At 58.0% G+C, this 16,707-nt stretch carries 14 protein-coding genes; 6 read left to right on the plus strand and 8 right to left on the minus strand.

Going from position 1 to position 16,707, the window contains the following annotated elements:
• The first annotated feature begins 134 nt into the window (after nt 1-134).
• Nucleotides 135-4,349 carry a fibro-slime domain-containing protein gene (locus B4A77_RS00210; RefSeq protein WP_290737248.1) on the plus strand — a complete coding sequence of 1,405 codons (4,215 nt, stop codon included), beginning with the start codon at nt 135-137 and terminating at the stop codon, nt 4,347-4,349.
• 1 nt (nt 4,350) lies between these two features.
• Here B4A77_RS00210 and B4A77_RS00215 read toward each other — a convergent pair whose 3' ends face one another.
• Nucleotides 4,351-5,304 carry a hypothetical protein gene (locus tag B4A77_RS00215; RefSeq protein WP_290737250.1) on the minus strand — a complete coding sequence of 318 codons (954 nt, stop codon included), beginning with the start codon at nt 5,302-5,304 and terminating at the stop codon, nt 4,351-4,353.
• Nucleotides 5,305-5,334: 30 nt separating this feature from the next.
• Between B4A77_RS00215 and B4A77_RS00220 the strand changes: the two genes are divergently transcribed.
• Complete coding sequence (locus tag B4A77_RS00220) at nt 5,335-5,718, plus strand: co-chaperone GroES (protein WP_173366278.1); 384 nt, start codon at nt 5,335-5,337, stop codon at nt 5,716-5,718.
• On the opposite strand, the gene B4A77_RS00225 is transcribed toward B4A77_RS00220, so the two are convergent.
• Genes B4A77_RS00225 through aroC form a run of 3 tightly spaced genes read right to left on the minus strand, consistent with a single transcriptional unit; the run spans nt 5,715 to nt 9,251 of the window.
• Entirely contained in the window at nt 5,715-7,184 is a 1,470-nt protein-coding gene (locus B4A77_RS00225) for a hypothetical protein (protein ID WP_290737252.1), read from the minus strand. The genes B4A77_RS00220 and B4A77_RS00225 overlap by 4 nt on opposite strands.
• 60 nt (nt 7,185-7,244) lie before the next feature.
• Complete coding sequence (locus B4A77_RS00230) at nt 7,245-8,138, minus strand: tetraacyldisaccharide 4'-kinase (RefSeq protein WP_290737254.1); 894 nt, start codon at nt 8,136-8,138, stop codon at nt 7,245-7,247.
• A gap of 30 nt (nt 8,139-8,168) precedes the next feature.
• Entirely contained in the window at nt 8,169-9,251 is a 1,083-nt protein-coding gene (gene aroC / locus B4A77_RS00235; RefSeq protein WP_173381586.1) for a chorismate synthase, read from the minus strand.
• A 102-nt stretch (nt 9,252-9,353) separates the two neighbouring features.
• Here aroC and B4A77_RS00240 point away from each other — a divergent pair, with 102 nt between their 5' ends.
• Nucleotides 9,354-9,929 (plus strand): hypothetical protein, encoded by a 576-nt coding sequence (locus B4A77_RS00240; protein ID WP_290725814.1) that lies wholly within the window; start codon nt 9,354-9,356, stop codon nt 9,927-9,929.
• Nucleotides 9,930-10,038: 109 nt separating this feature from the next.
• Here B4A77_RS00240 and B4A77_RS00245 read toward each other — a convergent pair whose 3' ends face one another.
• The 4 genes from B4A77_RS00245 to B4A77_RS00260 form a co-directional block, all read right to left on the minus strand.
• Nucleotides 10,039-10,452: a Fur family transcriptional regulator gene (locus B4A77_RS00245; RefSeq protein ID WP_173381588.1), complete on the minus strand. Its 414-nt coding sequence runs from the start codon at nt 10,450-10,452 to the stop codon at nt 10,039-10,041.
• 3 nt (nt 10,453-10,455) lie between these two features.
• Entirely contained in the window at nt 10,456-11,010 is a 555-nt protein-coding gene (locus B4A77_RS00250; protein ID WP_173366272.1) for an NADH peroxidase, read from the minus strand.
• A 153-nt stretch (nt 11,011-11,163) separates the two neighbouring features.
• Nucleotides 11,164-11,820, minus strand: a complete 657-nt coding sequence (locus B4A77_RS00255) for a potassium channel family protein (protein ID WP_173381589.1) — start codon at nt 11,818-11,820, stop codon at nt 11,164-11,166.
• A gap of 49 nt (nt 11,821-11,869) precedes the next feature.
• Nucleotides 11,870-13,273: a TrkH family potassium uptake protein gene (locus B4A77_RS00260; RefSeq protein WP_173381590.1), complete on the minus strand. Its 1,404-nt coding sequence runs from the start codon at nt 13,271-13,273 to the stop codon at nt 11,870-11,872.
• Nucleotides 13,274-13,311: 38 nt separating this feature from the next.
• Between B4A77_RS00260 and B4A77_RS00265 the strand changes: the two genes are divergently transcribed.
• The 3 genes from B4A77_RS00265 to B4A77_RS00275 all read left to right on the plus strand — a co-directional run bounded on the left by B4A77_RS00265 (nt 13,312) and on the right by B4A77_RS00275 (nt 16,702).
• Nucleotides 13,312-14,241: a bile acid:sodium symporter family protein gene (locus B4A77_RS00265; RefSeq protein ID WP_290737256.1), complete on the plus strand. Its 930-nt coding sequence runs from the start codon at nt 13,312-13,314 to the stop codon at nt 14,239-14,241.
• A 177-nt stretch (nt 14,242-14,418) separates the two neighbouring features.
• A complete protein-coding gene (locus tag B4A77_RS00270; RefSeq protein WP_290729767.1) occupies nt 14,419-15,288 on the plus strand; it encodes a TIGR02147 family protein in 870 nt (289 codons plus the stop codon).
• Nucleotides 15,266-16,702, plus strand: coding sequence for a fibrobacter succinogenes major paralogous domain-containing protein (locus B4A77_RS00275; protein WP_290737258.1), 1,437 nt, complete (start codon nt 15,266-15,268; stop codon nt 16,700-16,702). Before B4A77_RS00270 ends, B4A77_RS00275 begins: the two co-directional genes overlap by 23 nt.
• Nucleotides 16,703-16,707 lie beyond the last annotated feature (5 nt).

Below are 16,707 nucleotides of genomic sequence, written 5' to 3' on the forward strand. Positions count from 1 at the left end.
GCCACATTCCCGCGGGCTTTTTTTATTGCGTTTAAGACAACGCTTTCCGCTTTTTGCGATTGCTAGACGCTCTTTTTCCGCTTTTTGAATATACATTACCTATAGTTGTTTATTGCGCTCGGAAAGGAGTTGGTATGAAGCGCATTTGTTTGGGTGTCTGTTTGCTTTTTTTGTTCGGATCTGCTGCCTGGGCCGACCTTATTCTGCATTTCCAGTCACCGTGGCGTGACGATGCGACCCGGAGCGATTATGTGCCGCATGTACTGGGCGGTGCGGGTGGCGACTACAACCCGCATTTCGACGCAAATTCCTCGACGATGATGAAGAGCGATGGCGACGGCTGGTTCACCTACATTTGGGTGGGCAAGACGCTTGCCGATTTTCAGGACTGGATGAGCTTCAACATCAAGGCCTGCCCGAATACTGCCGACTATAATTTTAACCAGAACAACTGCGTCACGTGGGGCTCGAACGAATTCAAGATGGGCGAGTTCTTTGGCGCGGAGACGGAGCTCTGGCTATACACGAAGGCTGACGGTACCTACGAGAAGTCGTTCATGGCTCCGGGTTCGAAAATTGTGTGGTTCAAGAGCCCGTGGGGTAACAAGTCCTTGCCGCAGATGATTTTCGGTGCGGATTCCGTGCTGATGCGGTTCATTCCGGGCGATGCCTCGAAGTGCGGGTGGTTCTACGGCTCGGTTACGCCCGCGATGATGGCGGCTAACCCGATACAGAGTGCTTACTTTGTCCGCTACAAGGCCCCGTGGTATACATTCCCGGCAGACAGTGCCGCCGTCGTGGAACTTGCTGCGGCACTTGCGACCGCCGACACGGTATTTGTCGACGGGACGGCGGACGCACCCGAGGCGGCGCTTGAAATCGGGAGCAGGGGCGAATGCTTTGACCCGACGCGGGTACTTCACGTTTATCACCCGTGGCGCACCAACACGAGTTACCGCGACAGCGCCTTCTACATCTCGGTGGACAACAACATCATGAACCAGCCGACTCCGCTCACGGCCGAGGGCGAATACAAGTACTGGCGGCATATCAGTTTTGACGATTCGCTGGTGAGTTCGCCGAAGTGGAATTCGACGTGGGCGTGGGTGCAGTTCTATCGCGGGCAGAACGAGTGGCCACAGCACAAGTATTTTGACGATGCGGAACGCCCGCTGGCCACGGACCTGTTCCCTGCCGGCATTTACGAGACGTGGATGTTCGCGAGTACGTCTTTGCATGTAAAGGATTTCGTGTACTACCCGCCCGAACCGAAGGTGGTGCGCCTGCTTTCGCCGTGGGACGACATGTCGCCCTCGATGCTCGTGGTTTCGATGGACGATACGGTAAAGATGGGCCCGCTGCCGATGGATCGCCAGAAGGATACCTGCGGCTGGTACGAGGGTACCTACTACAAGCATGTGGATGACTGGGGCGTCTATTTTAAGCAGACGTTCGGCATGGATTACTACAGCATGGGCGGCATTGCGGTCGAGGGCAAGGATCTGGGCGAGATGGTGCGTCTTGATTCGGTGCTGAAGGTGCGCGATACGGTGTGGGTGCACCCTTACCCGGTTTCGAGCAGTGCCCCGCTGCTGGACGTGACGTTCCCGAACCACTTGGGACGTTGCCCCGAGATGAAGATTTCGGCGATGGTGGTGGACTGGGCCGGAGAATCGTATGCGGACGCGATTGACGTGGACTTCGGCAACATCTATAACGGTAACCCCTATACGACGGTGTGGGAGAAGAACCAGAATGGCGAACTCGATTCGCTCAAGACCTGTGGCGGTCACGTGTTGGGAATGGTTCAGGATAAACTAGTGAACGGCTTGCCTGCGCGCGTGGATTCGTTAGTTTATCCGTGGAACCAGTGTTCCGCGGCGCACGAGATTGAAAAATGGTTTGTGCCGCAGGTAGTGGCGACCGATGCCGGGGGCAAGGAATACACGAATGCGACTTGCCGCGATATCGACCTCACGCTCGACGAGGAAGGGTTCTGGCTTGCGGACTTTACGAACGAGAACGACTGCAACGACACGCTGAATCCGGGATTCTATCCGATTGACGATTTTGAGTACCTGGATTCCGCGAAGACGGTGAAGAACCCGAAATTTGACTGGAACGTGAGCGGCTGTAGGCACAACTACAGCTTCGCGATGAAGATTTCGGCGCAGTTCCAATACATTCCGGGGCAGTACTTCGAGTTCCGCGGTGACGATGACGTGTGGGTGTTTATCGACAACCGCCTTGCGGTGGATATCGGCGGATGCCACAACCCGGTGGAAGGCGCGGTGAATCTCGACACGATGGGGCTCGAGGAAGGCAAGATCTATCCGTTCCATATTTTCTTCTCGGAAAGGAACGCGACGGGCTCGAACTTCAAGATGCGCACCTCCATCAACCTGCAGACGGAAAAGCGCTACTTCCCGGTGGAACAGCATACGGATGACGGAACCATCGAGTACGTGATTCTGCAGATTCTTACGGAAGAGAACCTGACCTGCGACATTTCGAGCGTGGGGAAGGTGGATACGACGCTTGCGGAATCGTCCTTCATTCTGTACGGGCAGACTGCATTGCAGGAGGGCGAGGTGCTGAAGCCGGGCGTGAACTACGGCGGCATTACCGTCAACGAGAACATGGCGGGCTTTGTTATCGATACGGCGGCGATCGTGCGTGCGCGTGCGCTCCCGCCGGGAATGTACATGCTCGATTTTTACCTGGTGGCCGACCCCTCGCAGCGTTCGCAGGTGTATTTCGAGGTGCCGGAGTACCCGCTTCCGGATATCGCGTTTGCGGATGCGGCGGGCGAACCGTTTGACCCGAAAGGCTACAACTTGCTGCTCGAACCGATGGGGGTCCCGGGTGACAATGGCGGCAAGGATACGCTGATGGCTTTTGTGTCTTACCCGGTACGCATCATGGTGATGTATATCGGGCAGGTCTGCGCCGACTGTATCGTATCGGTGGACCTCACGACTGCGGATTCGCTTTCGTTCCTGGACGCTAACGGACAGCCGATCACGAGTGTCACGACCGATTCTACGGGCTATGCGATATTCAACGTGATGGGCCTTGCGGCGGTCAACAATGCCTCGTTCACGGTTTCCGGTTCGCAGGTTGCGAACAAGATCGTGTGGGAGAACATCAACATGATGGAACCGCCCGTGCCGTTTGCGAGCAAGGGCTACATGTTCGACCGAGATGGCGACGGCGTTCCCGACAGTCTGCACATTCCCTTCAGCGAGGCCTTCGATTCCGACATTCCCGATACGCTTGCATGGTCGTTCGGTGATTCGGCCTGGAGCAGAATCGTGGGGGTTGAAAGTGTCCGCACGAAAATCGAGAACGCGTCCGATATCGTAGTGACGGCGGATTCCCTGCTCGACAAGGTTTTTACCGGCGGAAACAAGGAAATCTACCAGGGAGGCTTGCATTACCATTACACCTACTGGGACGAGGACAAGGGAGACTCGATTTCGCTTTCGATGAACGGTATGGTAGAGGACAGGGTCGGACCCGTGCTGTTGAGCGCCATAGTGAATCCGGGCAAGGACAAGATGACGACGTTGACGCTCCTGTTGAGTGAGGGATCACTCGATACGAATCTCGCCGCGGAGGACTTGTTCGATTTCAGGATTTGGCGGATGGGCGAACAGGCGTCGGCGCAGATGGTATCGCCACGCAGGACCAGGTTGCAGAATGGCGTGCGCTATGACCTTTACTTCTATGGCGGCGAAGACGAGGTGCTGCCTGCCGTGGGTGATTCGGTGCGGCTCATGCCGGGCGCGATCCGGGACCTGGGCGGGAACGTGCCCCATGCGAACAATCCGTGGGTGAGGGTCATTGGCGGCCAGAGATTGCTGGTGGACGTGCCGGGCGTGGTTACGCTTTCGCAGGAGACTGCGGAACAGACTGCATCCTGGGAAGGCGGCGTGCACACGTTCGCTATTCCGCCCGAGATGTCCTTGAAGGATGCCGTGGAACAGACGGGCCTTCCGGGGCAGCTTTTGAACTACGATTTGCAGGAACTGGGCCTTACGGCGAGCGATTCGGTGTCCATCGATTCTATCCGCATCGAATGGGAAGTGAGCTATTTTTCGAACCTTGGCCAGTTTGTGAACCGGGCGAAGGGTTCCGTGGCTTGTTCCGACACTGCGGTGTTCAATGGAGACTGCCGCTCGAATCCGGCGAAGGTATTCCTCGCATGGAACGCCCGCAGCGAGAATGGAAGGCTCGTGGGCACGGGCGCGTATGTATCGAAGCTCGAATGGCGCGTGAAGGCGGGGCGCGAGACTGTCGGCAAGCGCGACGACACGTTCACGATGGGGGTAAAGCGCGGGAAGTAGCCTAGCGTCCGACCTGCGCGTGGGACAATCCGTTGTTCCTGTAGAAGGGGATGTCGGCAAGGACATCCTGTACCCAGCCGTTCTTGAGCGGGCTCTTGCGCCACTCGGCGTTTAGCCCCTGGATGCTGTTTTCGGGATAGAATGCGGCGATGGCGTCTTCTTCGCTCTTGGCGGTATCGAGGGCTGCCTTCAGCATGCGCGCCCCGGTGCGGATTTGCGCGAGACCGTCTCCTGAATCCAGTGCGAGCAGGCCGCGTCCGGTCTTTTCGCCTTCGTAGTTGAAGTCGAATCCCGAAATGTGGCGGATGATGGACATGAGCATGGCGGGGTCGACCTTTTCGCGGAGGCTTGCTTCCAGGACGGGAAGGGCGCAGAGCTGTTCGTTGTCCCAGGGGCTTCCCCTGTATGTGATTTCGAGCTCGTGGCTTTCGCCCTTGCTTTGCATCCTTATGGAATAGCGCGGGCCGAGTCTTTTTTGCACGCCCTTCGTAATCTTGATGGTCCTGTTCTTGAATTGCTTGTAGCCGTCGAAGGAGAGGACGAGCGTGTCGTCGAGGCGCACGAGCCTTGCCGTGGTGGGCCTGTTGACCATTTCGTGGTAGACTTCGACGAGGACGTGGAGCGTGTGCGCAAGTTCGGGCTTCGGCCTTTCGAGGTTGCACCGGGGATCGATCGCGACGGCTCCGCTTGATTCCATTGCGGAGACGAGCGTGCGGGAGTAGCTCTCGAATATGTGCCTTGCGTCCAGCGGTTCGGGGGCGGCTGGCTCCGGATGGAGCACGAAGATGGTGGCGATGGCGATGATAGCTACGACGGCCGCGGCGCATGCGATGCGAATTTTGCGGCTGCGCCACAGGATTTTCAGCATGGCCCTCCCTTTCGGTGTCGAGAGGACGATACCGAGTATGCCGATGGATATGGCAAACCAGAGCGCTATGAGAATTGCGATGACCACAGCTGCAATATAAATTCTATTTTAGCGCCCATGATGGATGCTTTGAAAAATGTTGTTGTAATTGGCGACCGAGTGTTGATAAAGCCCCTGGAGGCGTCGAACCGAACGGGGAGCGGGCTATACTTGCCGCCGAGCGTGAAGGACCATGACGCCGTGCATGCGGGGCTCGTGATGCGGGTCGGGCCTGGATACCCGATTCCTGCGAACCGTGACCCGGATTCCATCTTTACGGGTGAAAGGGAAGATACGGTGAACTATGTGCCGCTACAGGTCCATGAAGGCGACGAGGCGCTCTACCTGCACGCAAGCGGGACCGAAATAGAAATCAACGGCGAAAAGTATGTCATCGTCGGGCAGAATGCGATCCTGCTCGTGATGCGCAACGAGATTCCCGACAGTATCGACAACCTCTAGGACGCCTTGCCGTCGAGTTTGGCGTGCGCTTCCTTGATTTTGGAAATCAGGACGGAAGTCGCGTCGAATTCTTCCTTGATTTGTCCGAGAATCTCGTCGAAGAGCTGCTGATTGCAGAACAGCTCGTTGCGGTTCTGCTTGAGGTTGCGGTAGGTATCGCGCAGGCTCAGGAGCGTCTTGGATTCGCGTTCCATGGAGGCGTTGACTTCCTTCCGGATTTCTTCGCGCTGGATTTTCTTTTGCGCGATGATATCGGGGTCGTTTTCGCTCAGGATATAGGTCGGGAGCGTTGCGTAATCTTCGAACTTGCCTGTCTTGAGGGTGCTGTTGCTGGAACGGACCACGTTGGTGCGCAGCCCGATGCCCTTGACTGCGGAGTCGATGGCGATGGAACAGTTGGAAGTGCCGTGATAGTTGCAGCGCACGCGCTTTTCGACCTGGCGCAGTTCGTTGTACGGGTTGAAGTCGCCGTCCGTTTCGATATAGCGGAGCGGAACATAGAGCGGCGTGGATTCGCCGGCGATTGTAACTTTGTACATAACGCAGGCTTCGTTGTTGAATTCCCTGGTGTCGTATTTGTTGTTGCTGCTGTTCAGCAGCCTGTCGATGCGGGCGAGGAGGTCGTCGGCATCGTAGCGCTTTTCATGGATTTCCGGGATGTTTTTCAGGAGGATTTCGAGGGCTATCTTCTTGTAGCCTTCGACAATAATCTTGTTCGAAATGGTGCGGCCCCAGATGTTTGTGCCGAGGAAGAAGGTGTCCATGAGGCTGGCTTCGGTGCGCCCGTTGAAGAAGGCGGCGGCCTTTGCGATGTTGCTTAGGACCATCCATTTCTTGATGGAGACGTAGATGTTGTTTGAGTCGCAGAGTTCGGCGAGCTTGCCGATCATGTCGAGCGCATCGGCAGAGAATGCAATCTTGTTGATTTTCTCTTTCCATTCCGCGGATTCTTCTGGCGTGATGGTGAGTTCTGCGGGGATGTCGGTCAGGGTCACATCGCGGGGGGTCGTGAGCAGCTGACAGAGGGCGCTTGCCGAGATGCTGTCGGGGAGGGCGACGGTGAGCGCTATCTTGTCTACAATCTCACCGCGGGTCAGGGCCACTTCGGGGCGCAGGTCGCCCGAAATGATGACCGGCGTGCCGGCGCGATCCTGGAGCGCAATCTGCACGCTCTCTTTTTGGCGCTCGTTCGTGACGTCGTAGCTCTGGAATACGATAAGGTTATAGTCGCTGAGCTTGGAGGGAATTTCCTGGACGCGCCTGCCGATGCGGAGCGCCTTGGCGTTCTTGAATGCGGCGACGAGCCTGTCGATGACGATGGCCTTGCCGGAGCCGGAGCGGCCGTAGAGGTAGAACGGTTCACGGACGATGGTCGTGAGAAAGGCTAGTTCGATACAGAATTCGCGTTCGGGGATGCCTGCGGAGAGGGCGTTCATCAAATCCTTAATACGCGTAGAGAGATTCATTTTCTATTCCTTCTTGCGGTTTGCGCGTTGCATAAAAAATAATAACGTGAGGCCATCCGTTTAGCGCCCTGTGTTCGCGCGGGCTGCGATAAGCGCGTTTTTGGCGGAGTCCGAGACGAGAACCCGCTGGCGGGCGATAAAGACTGCATGTTCATTTTGGAGTTCCGGGGGGAGCCTTGCGAAGTCCTTCTCGGTGATGACGACTTGTTCGCCATCGCGGAGAAGGGCCTCGAGGATACGCCGCAGGCGCCTGTCGTGGTCGCGGAGCGCGATGGTGCGGGTCGCGCGGATTCCCGAAGCGGCGACGTCGCTTGCGAACCGGGACGGGTCGGCTATGCCGCAGAGGAGGACCGGGTCGCGGCTGAGGGAATTGCCCGCTGCGTTCTTGATGCCCGCGATGCCGAAGGTGACATCGGCATCGGCGCCCGTATGCGTGCTCGCGCAACGGAGCGCGATTGCGGGCGCCGCATGATCCGTTGCCATGCTCCGGAACATGCCCGCGGGCACGAGGCTTTCGGTGTGCACGGGCGGGTCTTCCCAGTCGAGGCGGATGACTATGGCACCGGAAAGTCGGGTGTCCTCGAATCCGTCGTCGCAGACGATCGCATCGAATTCGCCGTCGAGTTCGTGGGCGGTGCGGTAGCGGTTGCCTGTCGAGAATACCTGGACCTGCGGCAATTGCGCGAGCCGCTGCCGTAGCATTTGCGCTTCGTCGCGGGCTTTCGCATGGCAAAGGACAGCGATACGCCCGGCGCCCTGTTCGCGGAGGAAACGGACGAACCACGCGGTGAACGGACTCTTGCCCGCGCCCCCGATGCGGAAGCTTCCTATTACATACAAGCTAGAATTTTGGAGCGGCTGCCCGGGCTTGAGGCAAAGGCGGTGGTGGAGCCGGTATGCGGCATGGTAAAAGGCGGCAAGGCATGTGAGCGGGAGGCGCGTTATTGTGTTCATGTCGTTGCGGCGTCCTGGCCGTAGGCCATGCTACAGGCAGTGGCGTTTCTGCTGCAGGTAGAGGTCGGCAAGCACGATAGCGGCCATGCTTTCGACGATGACCGGCGCGCGTACCGCGACGCACGGGTCGTGGCGGCCTTTGGCGGCGAGTTCTCCGTTCTCCCCTCCGCGGCCGGCGGTCTTCTGCGCTTGCGCGATTGTCGCGGTGGGCTTGAACGCCATGCGGCAGAGGATGTCTTCGCCGTTGCTGATTCCTCCGACGCAGCCGCCCGCGTTGTTTGTGCGCGTGCGGTATTGCTTGCCGTCGAAGTAGATTTCGTCGTTGTGGCGGCTGCCGCGCATGCGCGCGGCGGCGAACCCGCTGCCGATCTCGAAACCCTTGCAGGCGGGGATGCTGAGCATCGCCTGGGCGAGCAGCGCGTCGAGCCTGTCGAACACGGGTTCGCCGAGTGCGGCGGGGACGCCGCGCACCAGCAGCCGCACCGTGCCGCCGATGCTGTCGGCGTTCTTCTTCGCGTCGAGGATTTCTTCTTCCATTTTCATGCCCGCTTCGGGAACGGGACAGCGGACGGGAGAGGCTTCGATAGATTCGTGCGTGAGTGTACCGATGTCGAATTCGGGGCAGTCGATGTTGCCGACGGAATCGACCCACGCGATAAATTCTGTTCCGGCGACCTGTGCGAGGAACTTGCGTGCGACGGCGCCCGCGCAGACCCTGCCGATGGTTTCGCGTGCGGAACTGCGTCCGCCGCCGCGGTAGTCGCGGAACCCGTACTTCATGTCGTAGCAGAGGTCGGCATGTCCCGGTCTGTACCATTTCTCGATATCCGCGTAGTCATGGCTTCGCTGGTCCTCGTTGAATACGGCGAACGAGATGGGAGTCCCGGTCGTCTTGCCTTCGAAAACGCCGCTCAGGATCCTGACCTTGTCCTTTTCGTCGCGGGCGGTGGTCATCGCGCCCTGCCCCGGGCGCCTGCGGTCGAGGTAAAACTGGATGTCTTCTTCGCAGAGGGGAAGCCCTGCCGGGCATCCGTCCACGACGGCGCCTACTGCCGGACCGTGGGATTCGCCCCAGGTCGTCACGCTGAAAATTTTGCCAAAAGTGCTAGCCATGTTGCAAAATATAGATAAAGAGGCCCTAAAACCGTCCGGACGGCCCATTTTTGCTGAAAGTTTACTATCTTTTACAAAGGTTTTAGGAGATAGTCCGTGTCCATGTTTAGAAATATCATCGTCTTGTTGCTGCTGGCGCTTTCCATGGAAGCGTTCGCGCAGCGCAATGGCGAACTCGAATTTGCCGGTATCCCCTTTGGCGCCTCGCGCGAGACAGTGATTGAAGAGGTGATGAAGATGGGCTACGAGCCCTTCGGCCAGATGGGCAAGGGTGAGCGGGTTGTGCTTCCCATGTTCAATTTCGGCGAACTGCCGGTTCAGGTTTCTTTCATCTTTAACGCGAACGACAAGTTCTACGCTTTTGAAATCCGCACGGGCAAGGTGGAGGCGAGCCGCAGGTTCAAGGCCATCGAGGCTGCGGAATACATGTCGGAACAGTTTACGCTCAAGTACGGCAAGCCTTCGCAGGCGCCGACGCTTGTTGAATCCGCCATCAAGGAAGGCCGCAACAACTACCAGGAATGGTTCGGGGTCAAGGTCCTGAACGCCTTTACGGCTGTCGTCGGCAAGTCCAACCGCTATTTCGTTCTTGGCTACGTGGAGCACCGCACCCTCGCGAAGGAAGGGCTCGCGCAGAAGAAGGGCAAGGAAAAGGGAAGCGACCAGCCGGTGTTCTAGGTCGGACCTCGCCCCTAAGTCTAAGATAGATAATAAGTTAAAAAGAAAACCCCGCCTATGCGGGGTTTGTTATTTTGTTCTGAAAAAAAATAAACTTATGTAAACTTTGTCACACGTCGCGGTCCCTGTTGCACTGCGGGCAGAGCCCGAACATGTAGAGCGACGCTCCGGTGAGCGAACAGCCTTCGGGGAGCATCTGTTCGCAACCTTCCGGGACGCTGTCGATGTCGATGACCCTGCCGCATTTTTCGCATCGGAAATGGCTGTGCGGTTTGGTCTCGCCGTCGTAGCGCAGGAACCCTTCGCCGAAGTCCAGCGAGAGGGCGAGCCCTTTTTCCGCGAACAGTTCGAGCGTGTTGTAGACGGTCGTCCGCGAGAGCCCGGGATTGCCTGGCAGCAGCGCCTGGTAGATGGAATCCACCGACGGGTGCGAATGGACGCTTTTCAGGTAGTCGAGAATGAGGACCCGCTGTAGCGACGGGCGGATCCCGCATTCTTGAAGCATGACGGAAGCGGATGCCATCGCTTACTTGAAGTAGCGTCCGAGCAGGCCCTGGAAGGCTCCGCCGTGGCGGGCCTCGTCTTTGCACATTTCGTGGACGGTATCGTGGATGGCGTCGTAGCCGAGTTCCTTCGCACGCTTCGCGAGGGCGAGCTTGCCTTCGGTGGCGCCCGCTTCGGCGGCGACGCGGAGTTCGAGGTTCTTCTTGGTGTCGGGGTAGACGACTTCGCCGAGGAGTTCTGCGAACTTGGCGGCATGTTCGGCTTCCTCGAAGGCGATGCGCTTGTAGGCCTCGGCGACTTCGGGGAACCCTTCGCGGTCGGCCTGGCGGCTCATGGCGAGATACATGCCGACTTCGGTGCATTCGCCTGCGAAATTCTCGCGCAGTCCCTGGACGACCTCGGCATCGAGACCCTGGGCGACTCCGATCTTGTGTTCGTCGGCCCATACGATCTTGCCGCTAGACTTGTCCTCCTTTTCGAAGAACTTGCTCTTGGGAGCGTGGCACTGGGGGCATTCGTCCGGAGCCTCGGGGCCCATGTGGACATAACCGCAGACTTTGCAAACCCATACTTTCATTTGTGTCTCCTGTCCCGCTTGGCGGGGGTTTGGGTGTTTGTAACTGTGATTATGGAAATTATAAAATCACGATCGCGCTTTGTCAATCGTTTTGTTATAAATTTTTGTAATTATTACAGGAATTCTGTTTTTTCGGCTTGCGGCGGGTCCCTGCTAGCCCTTGAAGTCGTCGAGGGCGTCGTTCGGGCCCATGAGGAACAGCACGTCGTTTTCCTTGAGCACGTAGTCGGCGAGGTTGCCTATCTTGGGCTTGGTCTCGAGCGGGTCGCGGATGGCGATGACCTGGATGCCGTACTTGTGCGTGAGCGAGAGGTCCTTGAGGGTCTTGCCCTGGAACTTTTCGGGGCACACGACCTCGACGATGGAGAAGCCTTCCATGAACGGCAGGAAGTCGAGCATGTTCGGCCTGTTCAGGCGTTCGGCGAGCGCGATGGCGCTGTCGCGTTCCGGGTGGAAGATGTCGGATACGCCGAGCTTCTCGAGGATGCTCGAGTGGGCGGCGCTAGAGGACTTCGCGATGATGTGCTTTACGCCGAGTTCCTTCAGGTTCAGTACGGTAAGGAGGCTTGCTTCCAGGTTCTCGCCGATACAGACGATGACGGAGTCCGCCTTCTGGAGCGGGATGCTCGCGAGCTGCTTCTTGCGTGTGGAGTCGGCGACCATGGCCTGCGATACGGTGCTGGAGATGTCCTGCACCTTTTCGGGGTGGTTGTCCACAACGAGCACGTCGTGGCCGAGACTGGTCAGGTGACGGGCCAGAAAGATGGCGGAGTTGCCGAGCCCGATGATGATGTACTGCTTCGATGCCATGAGCTATAATTTAGTAATCAATCCCTAATTATCAATTATCAATTGAGGATTAGCCCACCATGATGTCTTCTTCGGCATACCAGGTAGTGTTCTGGACCCTGCCGGCGACCGCCGAAATGAGGAAAAGCGGGCCCATACGGCCGATAAACATCACGCAGCAGATGACAATCTGGCCCACGGTGGAAAGTTCGCCGGTAAGCCCCATCGAGAGTCCGCAGGTGCTGTAGGCGCTGATGACCTCGAAGAGGATCTTGAGGAAGGGGGTGCCGTTCTCGTTGAACCCGGTGCCCGCCGGAATCTCGGTGATGAGGAGGACCATCGTTGCAAGCGCTATAACGACGATGGCGACCACGAAGATTCGCACGGCCTTGTCGACTGTGGTTTCGGGGATGGTACGGCCCATGACCTGGGTCTTTTCGCGACCGAGCAGGCGGTTGAACCCGAGCAGCCCGATGACCGCCGCGGTCGTTACCTTGATGCCGCCGCCGCAGCTTCCGGGGTTTGCGCCGATGAACATGATGATGGCGAAGAAGAACAGGGAGCTTGCGCACAGGGCCGGGGTGTCTACCGTGTTGAGGCCCGCGGTGCGGCTCGTGAAGGCCATGAAGAACGTGGTCTGGAGCTTGTCGAAGAAGCTTAAGCCGTCGAGCGTGTTGCCCCATTCGGTTATCATGAAGGCGACGATGCTTGCGCCGATGATGACGAACGTGCAGAACGTCGCGATGCGGGTATGGAGCGAAATCTTGCGGAACTTGCGCTGCTTGAAGTCGAAGGAATACTGCAACTCGGTTATGGCGAGGAACCCGAAGCCCCCGGCCAGCGCGAGGATGCAGGTGGTGATGTTCATGACCGGGTTCAGCTGGAACTGTACGAGCGAGTCGGGGAACAGCGTGAACCCGACGTTACAGAACGAACTGACTGCCTGGAATAGCGAGCAGAAGATGCGGTCGTGGAGCTCCATGTCTCCAAACTGCGTAAAGTAGAGCACGCCGCCGATGGCTTCCAGTATGAACGTGAAGGGGAGGACGGCCATGAGGATGCGCTTCGCGTCGACGTTTCCCTCTTGCGTGAAGTCGGCGAGCAGCACGGACTGGTGGTTAAAGCCCGGGTGCATGCCCGCAAGCAGGATAAGCACGGTAGACACGGTCATGATGCCGAGGCCGCCCAGCTGCATGAGGACGACGAGCACCCAGTTGCCGAATGTCGAGAAGGTCGAGCTGATGTCGATGACGGAAAGGCCTGTCACGCACACTGCGGATGTGGCCGTGAAGAGCGCCTGGAGAAAGTCGATGGGCTCGCGGGTGGAGACCGGCAGGCGCAGGAGTACCGCGCCGACGGTTATAAGCATAAGATAACCGAGCACCACCAGGGTAATCGGGTTTGCCTGTTTTTTCGGTTTGAAGACGTTCTCGGACGTCGTATCCGAGAAGGCTTGGTACTTGGAACGAAGCATGGAGCGAAATGTAGCAATTTTCTACATTTGGGCACGCTATGAGGAATTTGCGGTCCATATTGATGCCGCTGGCGATTGTTCTCGGGATTCTGCTCCCGCAGGCGCACGTGCTTTCGCCTATGATGCCCTTCCTTATCGGCTCGATGATGTTCCTGACGTTTGTCACGAAGATCCCGCCGCAGACTCACGGCTACACGTTCAAGATCGAGGCCCGCGCGTTTGTCGCAAGCCTTGTGCTGATTGCCGCCCTGTGGGGTATCGTGGAACTGTTCGGGCTCCCGCGCGAGGTGCTGCTGGGCGGTGCCATCATCGCTCTCTGCCCGCCTGCGAATGCCGCCCCCACGATGGCCAAGATGCTCGGCGGATCGGCTTCGCTCGCGCTCAAGATTTTTTTGAGCGGGAACTTGCTCGCGTGCTTTTCGATCCCCGTCATTTTCGGGTACCTTACCGGCGCCGATGCGAGCCTCTCCGAAATCGCGATGAAGATTTTCAATACCATCCAGCCCATCATCAGCATACCGCTCGCGTTTGCGCTGGGCCTGCGCGCGTTCTACCCGGAGCTTGCCGACCGCGCCGCGAAATTCCAGAAGTACACGATGTTCATCTGGACGTTCTCGGTGTTCGTCATCATTTCGAAGGCGAGTTTCGATATCCGCGAGATGGGGTTCACCGACTTGTGGAACAGCGGCAAGCTCCCGATGATGGCGGGGGTCTCGCTGGTGCTCTGCATTTTGCTGTTCTGGCTCGGCTGGTTCTGTGAACGCAAGCGCCGCCCCATCGAGGGGTCGCAGAGCATGGGGCAGAAGAACACGACGCTTGTCATCTGGGTTTCTACTTTGTACGCAGGCCCGGTGGTGGCGCTCGCACCGACCTGTTACGTTATCTGGCAGAACCTGGTGCTCACTTGGATGAGCCGCGAAAAGACCCGCGAACGGATGCTCCGCGGCCAGGAAAAGAAAAATCCCTAGTTTTATGTGCCCTTTTTTGTGTTCTAGGAATACAGCCGTGTTCCAAGAACACGCTTTTGTGTTCTAGAATGCTGAAATTTTATATGATTTCTCAAAAAGTGTAAAATTTGAAGTAAAAACGGCATTTTTGTGCTCTATTCCGTTGCACAGCCCCGGAAAAAGGCTATATTTGTAGTGATGAATGCGATTGTAGAATACACTGATTATCGCAAGTTCATTCGTGACTACTACGAGGAACGCAAGCGGAGTTCGGCATTTACCTGGCGAGATTTTGCCCGGGATGTCGGTTTTTCGTCGGCGGTGTACCTGAAGTATGTCAGCGAGGGGAAAAAGAACCTGAGCGTGTCGGCTGCGGGTTCGGTCGCGCGCGCCATGGGGCTTGTCGGTTTCGAGGCCGAATATTTTGTGCTCATGGTCTCGTATGCGCACGCGAAAAACGACAAGGCGAAGCGTGCGGCGTTCGAACAGCGGTGCGCGCTCGCGATGGCGCACAAGGTGCGCGTTCTGGGCAACGAGGAATTCGACTATTTCAAGTCGTGGAAAAACCCGGTGATCCGTGAACTCGCATCGCACATGCCCGGCGCGAAGCCGCTCGATATCGCGCGTGCCTGCAAGCAGAAGATTTCTGCGGCGGAGGTTGCGGAGACGCTCGATTTTTTGGTGAAGGCGAAACTCCTGAAGAAGGACGGGAGCGGTAACTACCAGCAGACAGACAAGGCCATCTCCATGGGGAAGGTGGACGCGGTTCCGGTGGCGGCTCGCGAGATGCAAAGGCAAATGGGGGAGTTTGCGGTTAGTGCATTGGATTTGCCGCTATCGGAACGCGACATGTCGGGGCTTACCATGGGGATAACGAGCCGTGCCTACGAGCGCATAAAGAACGAACTTGCGGAATGCCGCAAGCGCATTATGGCCATTGTCGTGGAAGACGACGAGACGGAGCGGGTGTATCGCCTGAACATGCAGCTGTTCCCGGTGAGCGAAAACATCAAGGACAAGGACTATTTGAAAAGGGGCTGGACGGATGATGAAAAGAAAACTGTTTAAGTGTGTCGGTGGCGTATTGCCGGTCTTGTTGCTGCCTCTGGCCATTTTGTCGTTTGTAGTTGTGGGTTGTGGCGACAGCGAGGTTGCGGGCGGCGTTACAGAAGATGCGGGCATTGTCGCCGACGTATCGGGCGTGTTCCAGAAGGGCCCGTTTGTCGAGGGGACTCCCGTGAAGGTGAAGGGCGTTGACTGCGAGACTCTCGAACCGACGGGCGAGATTGCCGAGGGCTCGATCGCGAACAGCAGGGGCGAATTCAATTTCGCGAAACTTACTTTGTCTACATCGTGCGCCATATTCGAGGCGACGGGCTATTACCTGAACGAACTGACGGGCGAGCGGACTGCGGACAAGTTTACTCTTCGCGCGGTGACAAGGCTTACGGACCGCAACAGCGTGAACGTGAACCTGTTCACCCACATGGAATATGGACGCGTGGTGCGCCTGGTGACCGCGAAGGGCATGGACTTTGACGACGCGAAGGAACAGGCCGAGGCCGAAGTTCTGGCGGCGTTCGGAATTGCGGGCGAACTTGAAGAGTTCGAGGACATGAACATCGCAGAACCGGGAGATGGCAATGCGGCCCTGCTTGCCGTGAGCGTGATGATGCAGGCCGATGGCGGTGTCGCGGAACTGGCCGAACGCCTCGACAAGTTCGATGACGCATTTGTCGCGGCTGGCTCGTGGGAAGATGCCGAAACGAAGAAGGCTATGGCAGGCTGGGCGCGCGCGGCCGAAGCGAACGGCGAGCTCGATGCTATCCGCAGGAATGTCGAAAGCTGGAGCGAGGGCGGCGTGGCGCCGTCGTTCGAAAGCTACGTGGACGAGATTGTCGAGGAAGTTTCCAGGAACCCCTACCTAAACCCCGAAGTGGAATACGGGACGCTCGTGGATGCCCGCGACGGCCATGCCTACGCGACGATAAAAATCGGTGGCCAGACGTGGATGGCCGAGAACCTGAACTACTTCGATACCGTGGCGGTGCCCGGACTCAAGGACAGCAGCTGGTGCTACGACAAGAACCCCGCGACGTGCGCGACGAAAGGCCGCCTCTACGCCTGGGTCGTGGCTATGAAATCGGTCTGCCCCGACGGCTGGCATCTGCCCGATACGACGGAATGGAACGCCCTGATTGCCGCAGTGGACGGCGATGCCGCTGCGCTCAAGTCGCAGGGAAGCTGGGACGACGGGAGCGGCACGAACAGCTCGGGATTCTCGGCGGTCGCGGGCGGGGAACGCTACCGTAGCGGCTCGTTCGATTCCGAGGGGCTCAAGGCCTATTTCTGGAGTTCCGCCGAAGCGCAGGACGAAAGCGGCTTTGCGGGCTACGCGGTGCTTTTCGGGAGCGGAAATTCGGTCACTTTGAAGAGTTCTCCTGGCAACAACGGGCATTCGGTACGTTGCGTCAAGGACTAGGATAA

The sequence above is a fragment of the Fibrobacter sp. UBA3718 genome (assembly GCF_002371935.1).
GTDB lineage: Bacteria > Fibrobacterota > Fibrobacteria > Fibrobacterales > Fibrobacteraceae > Fibrobacter.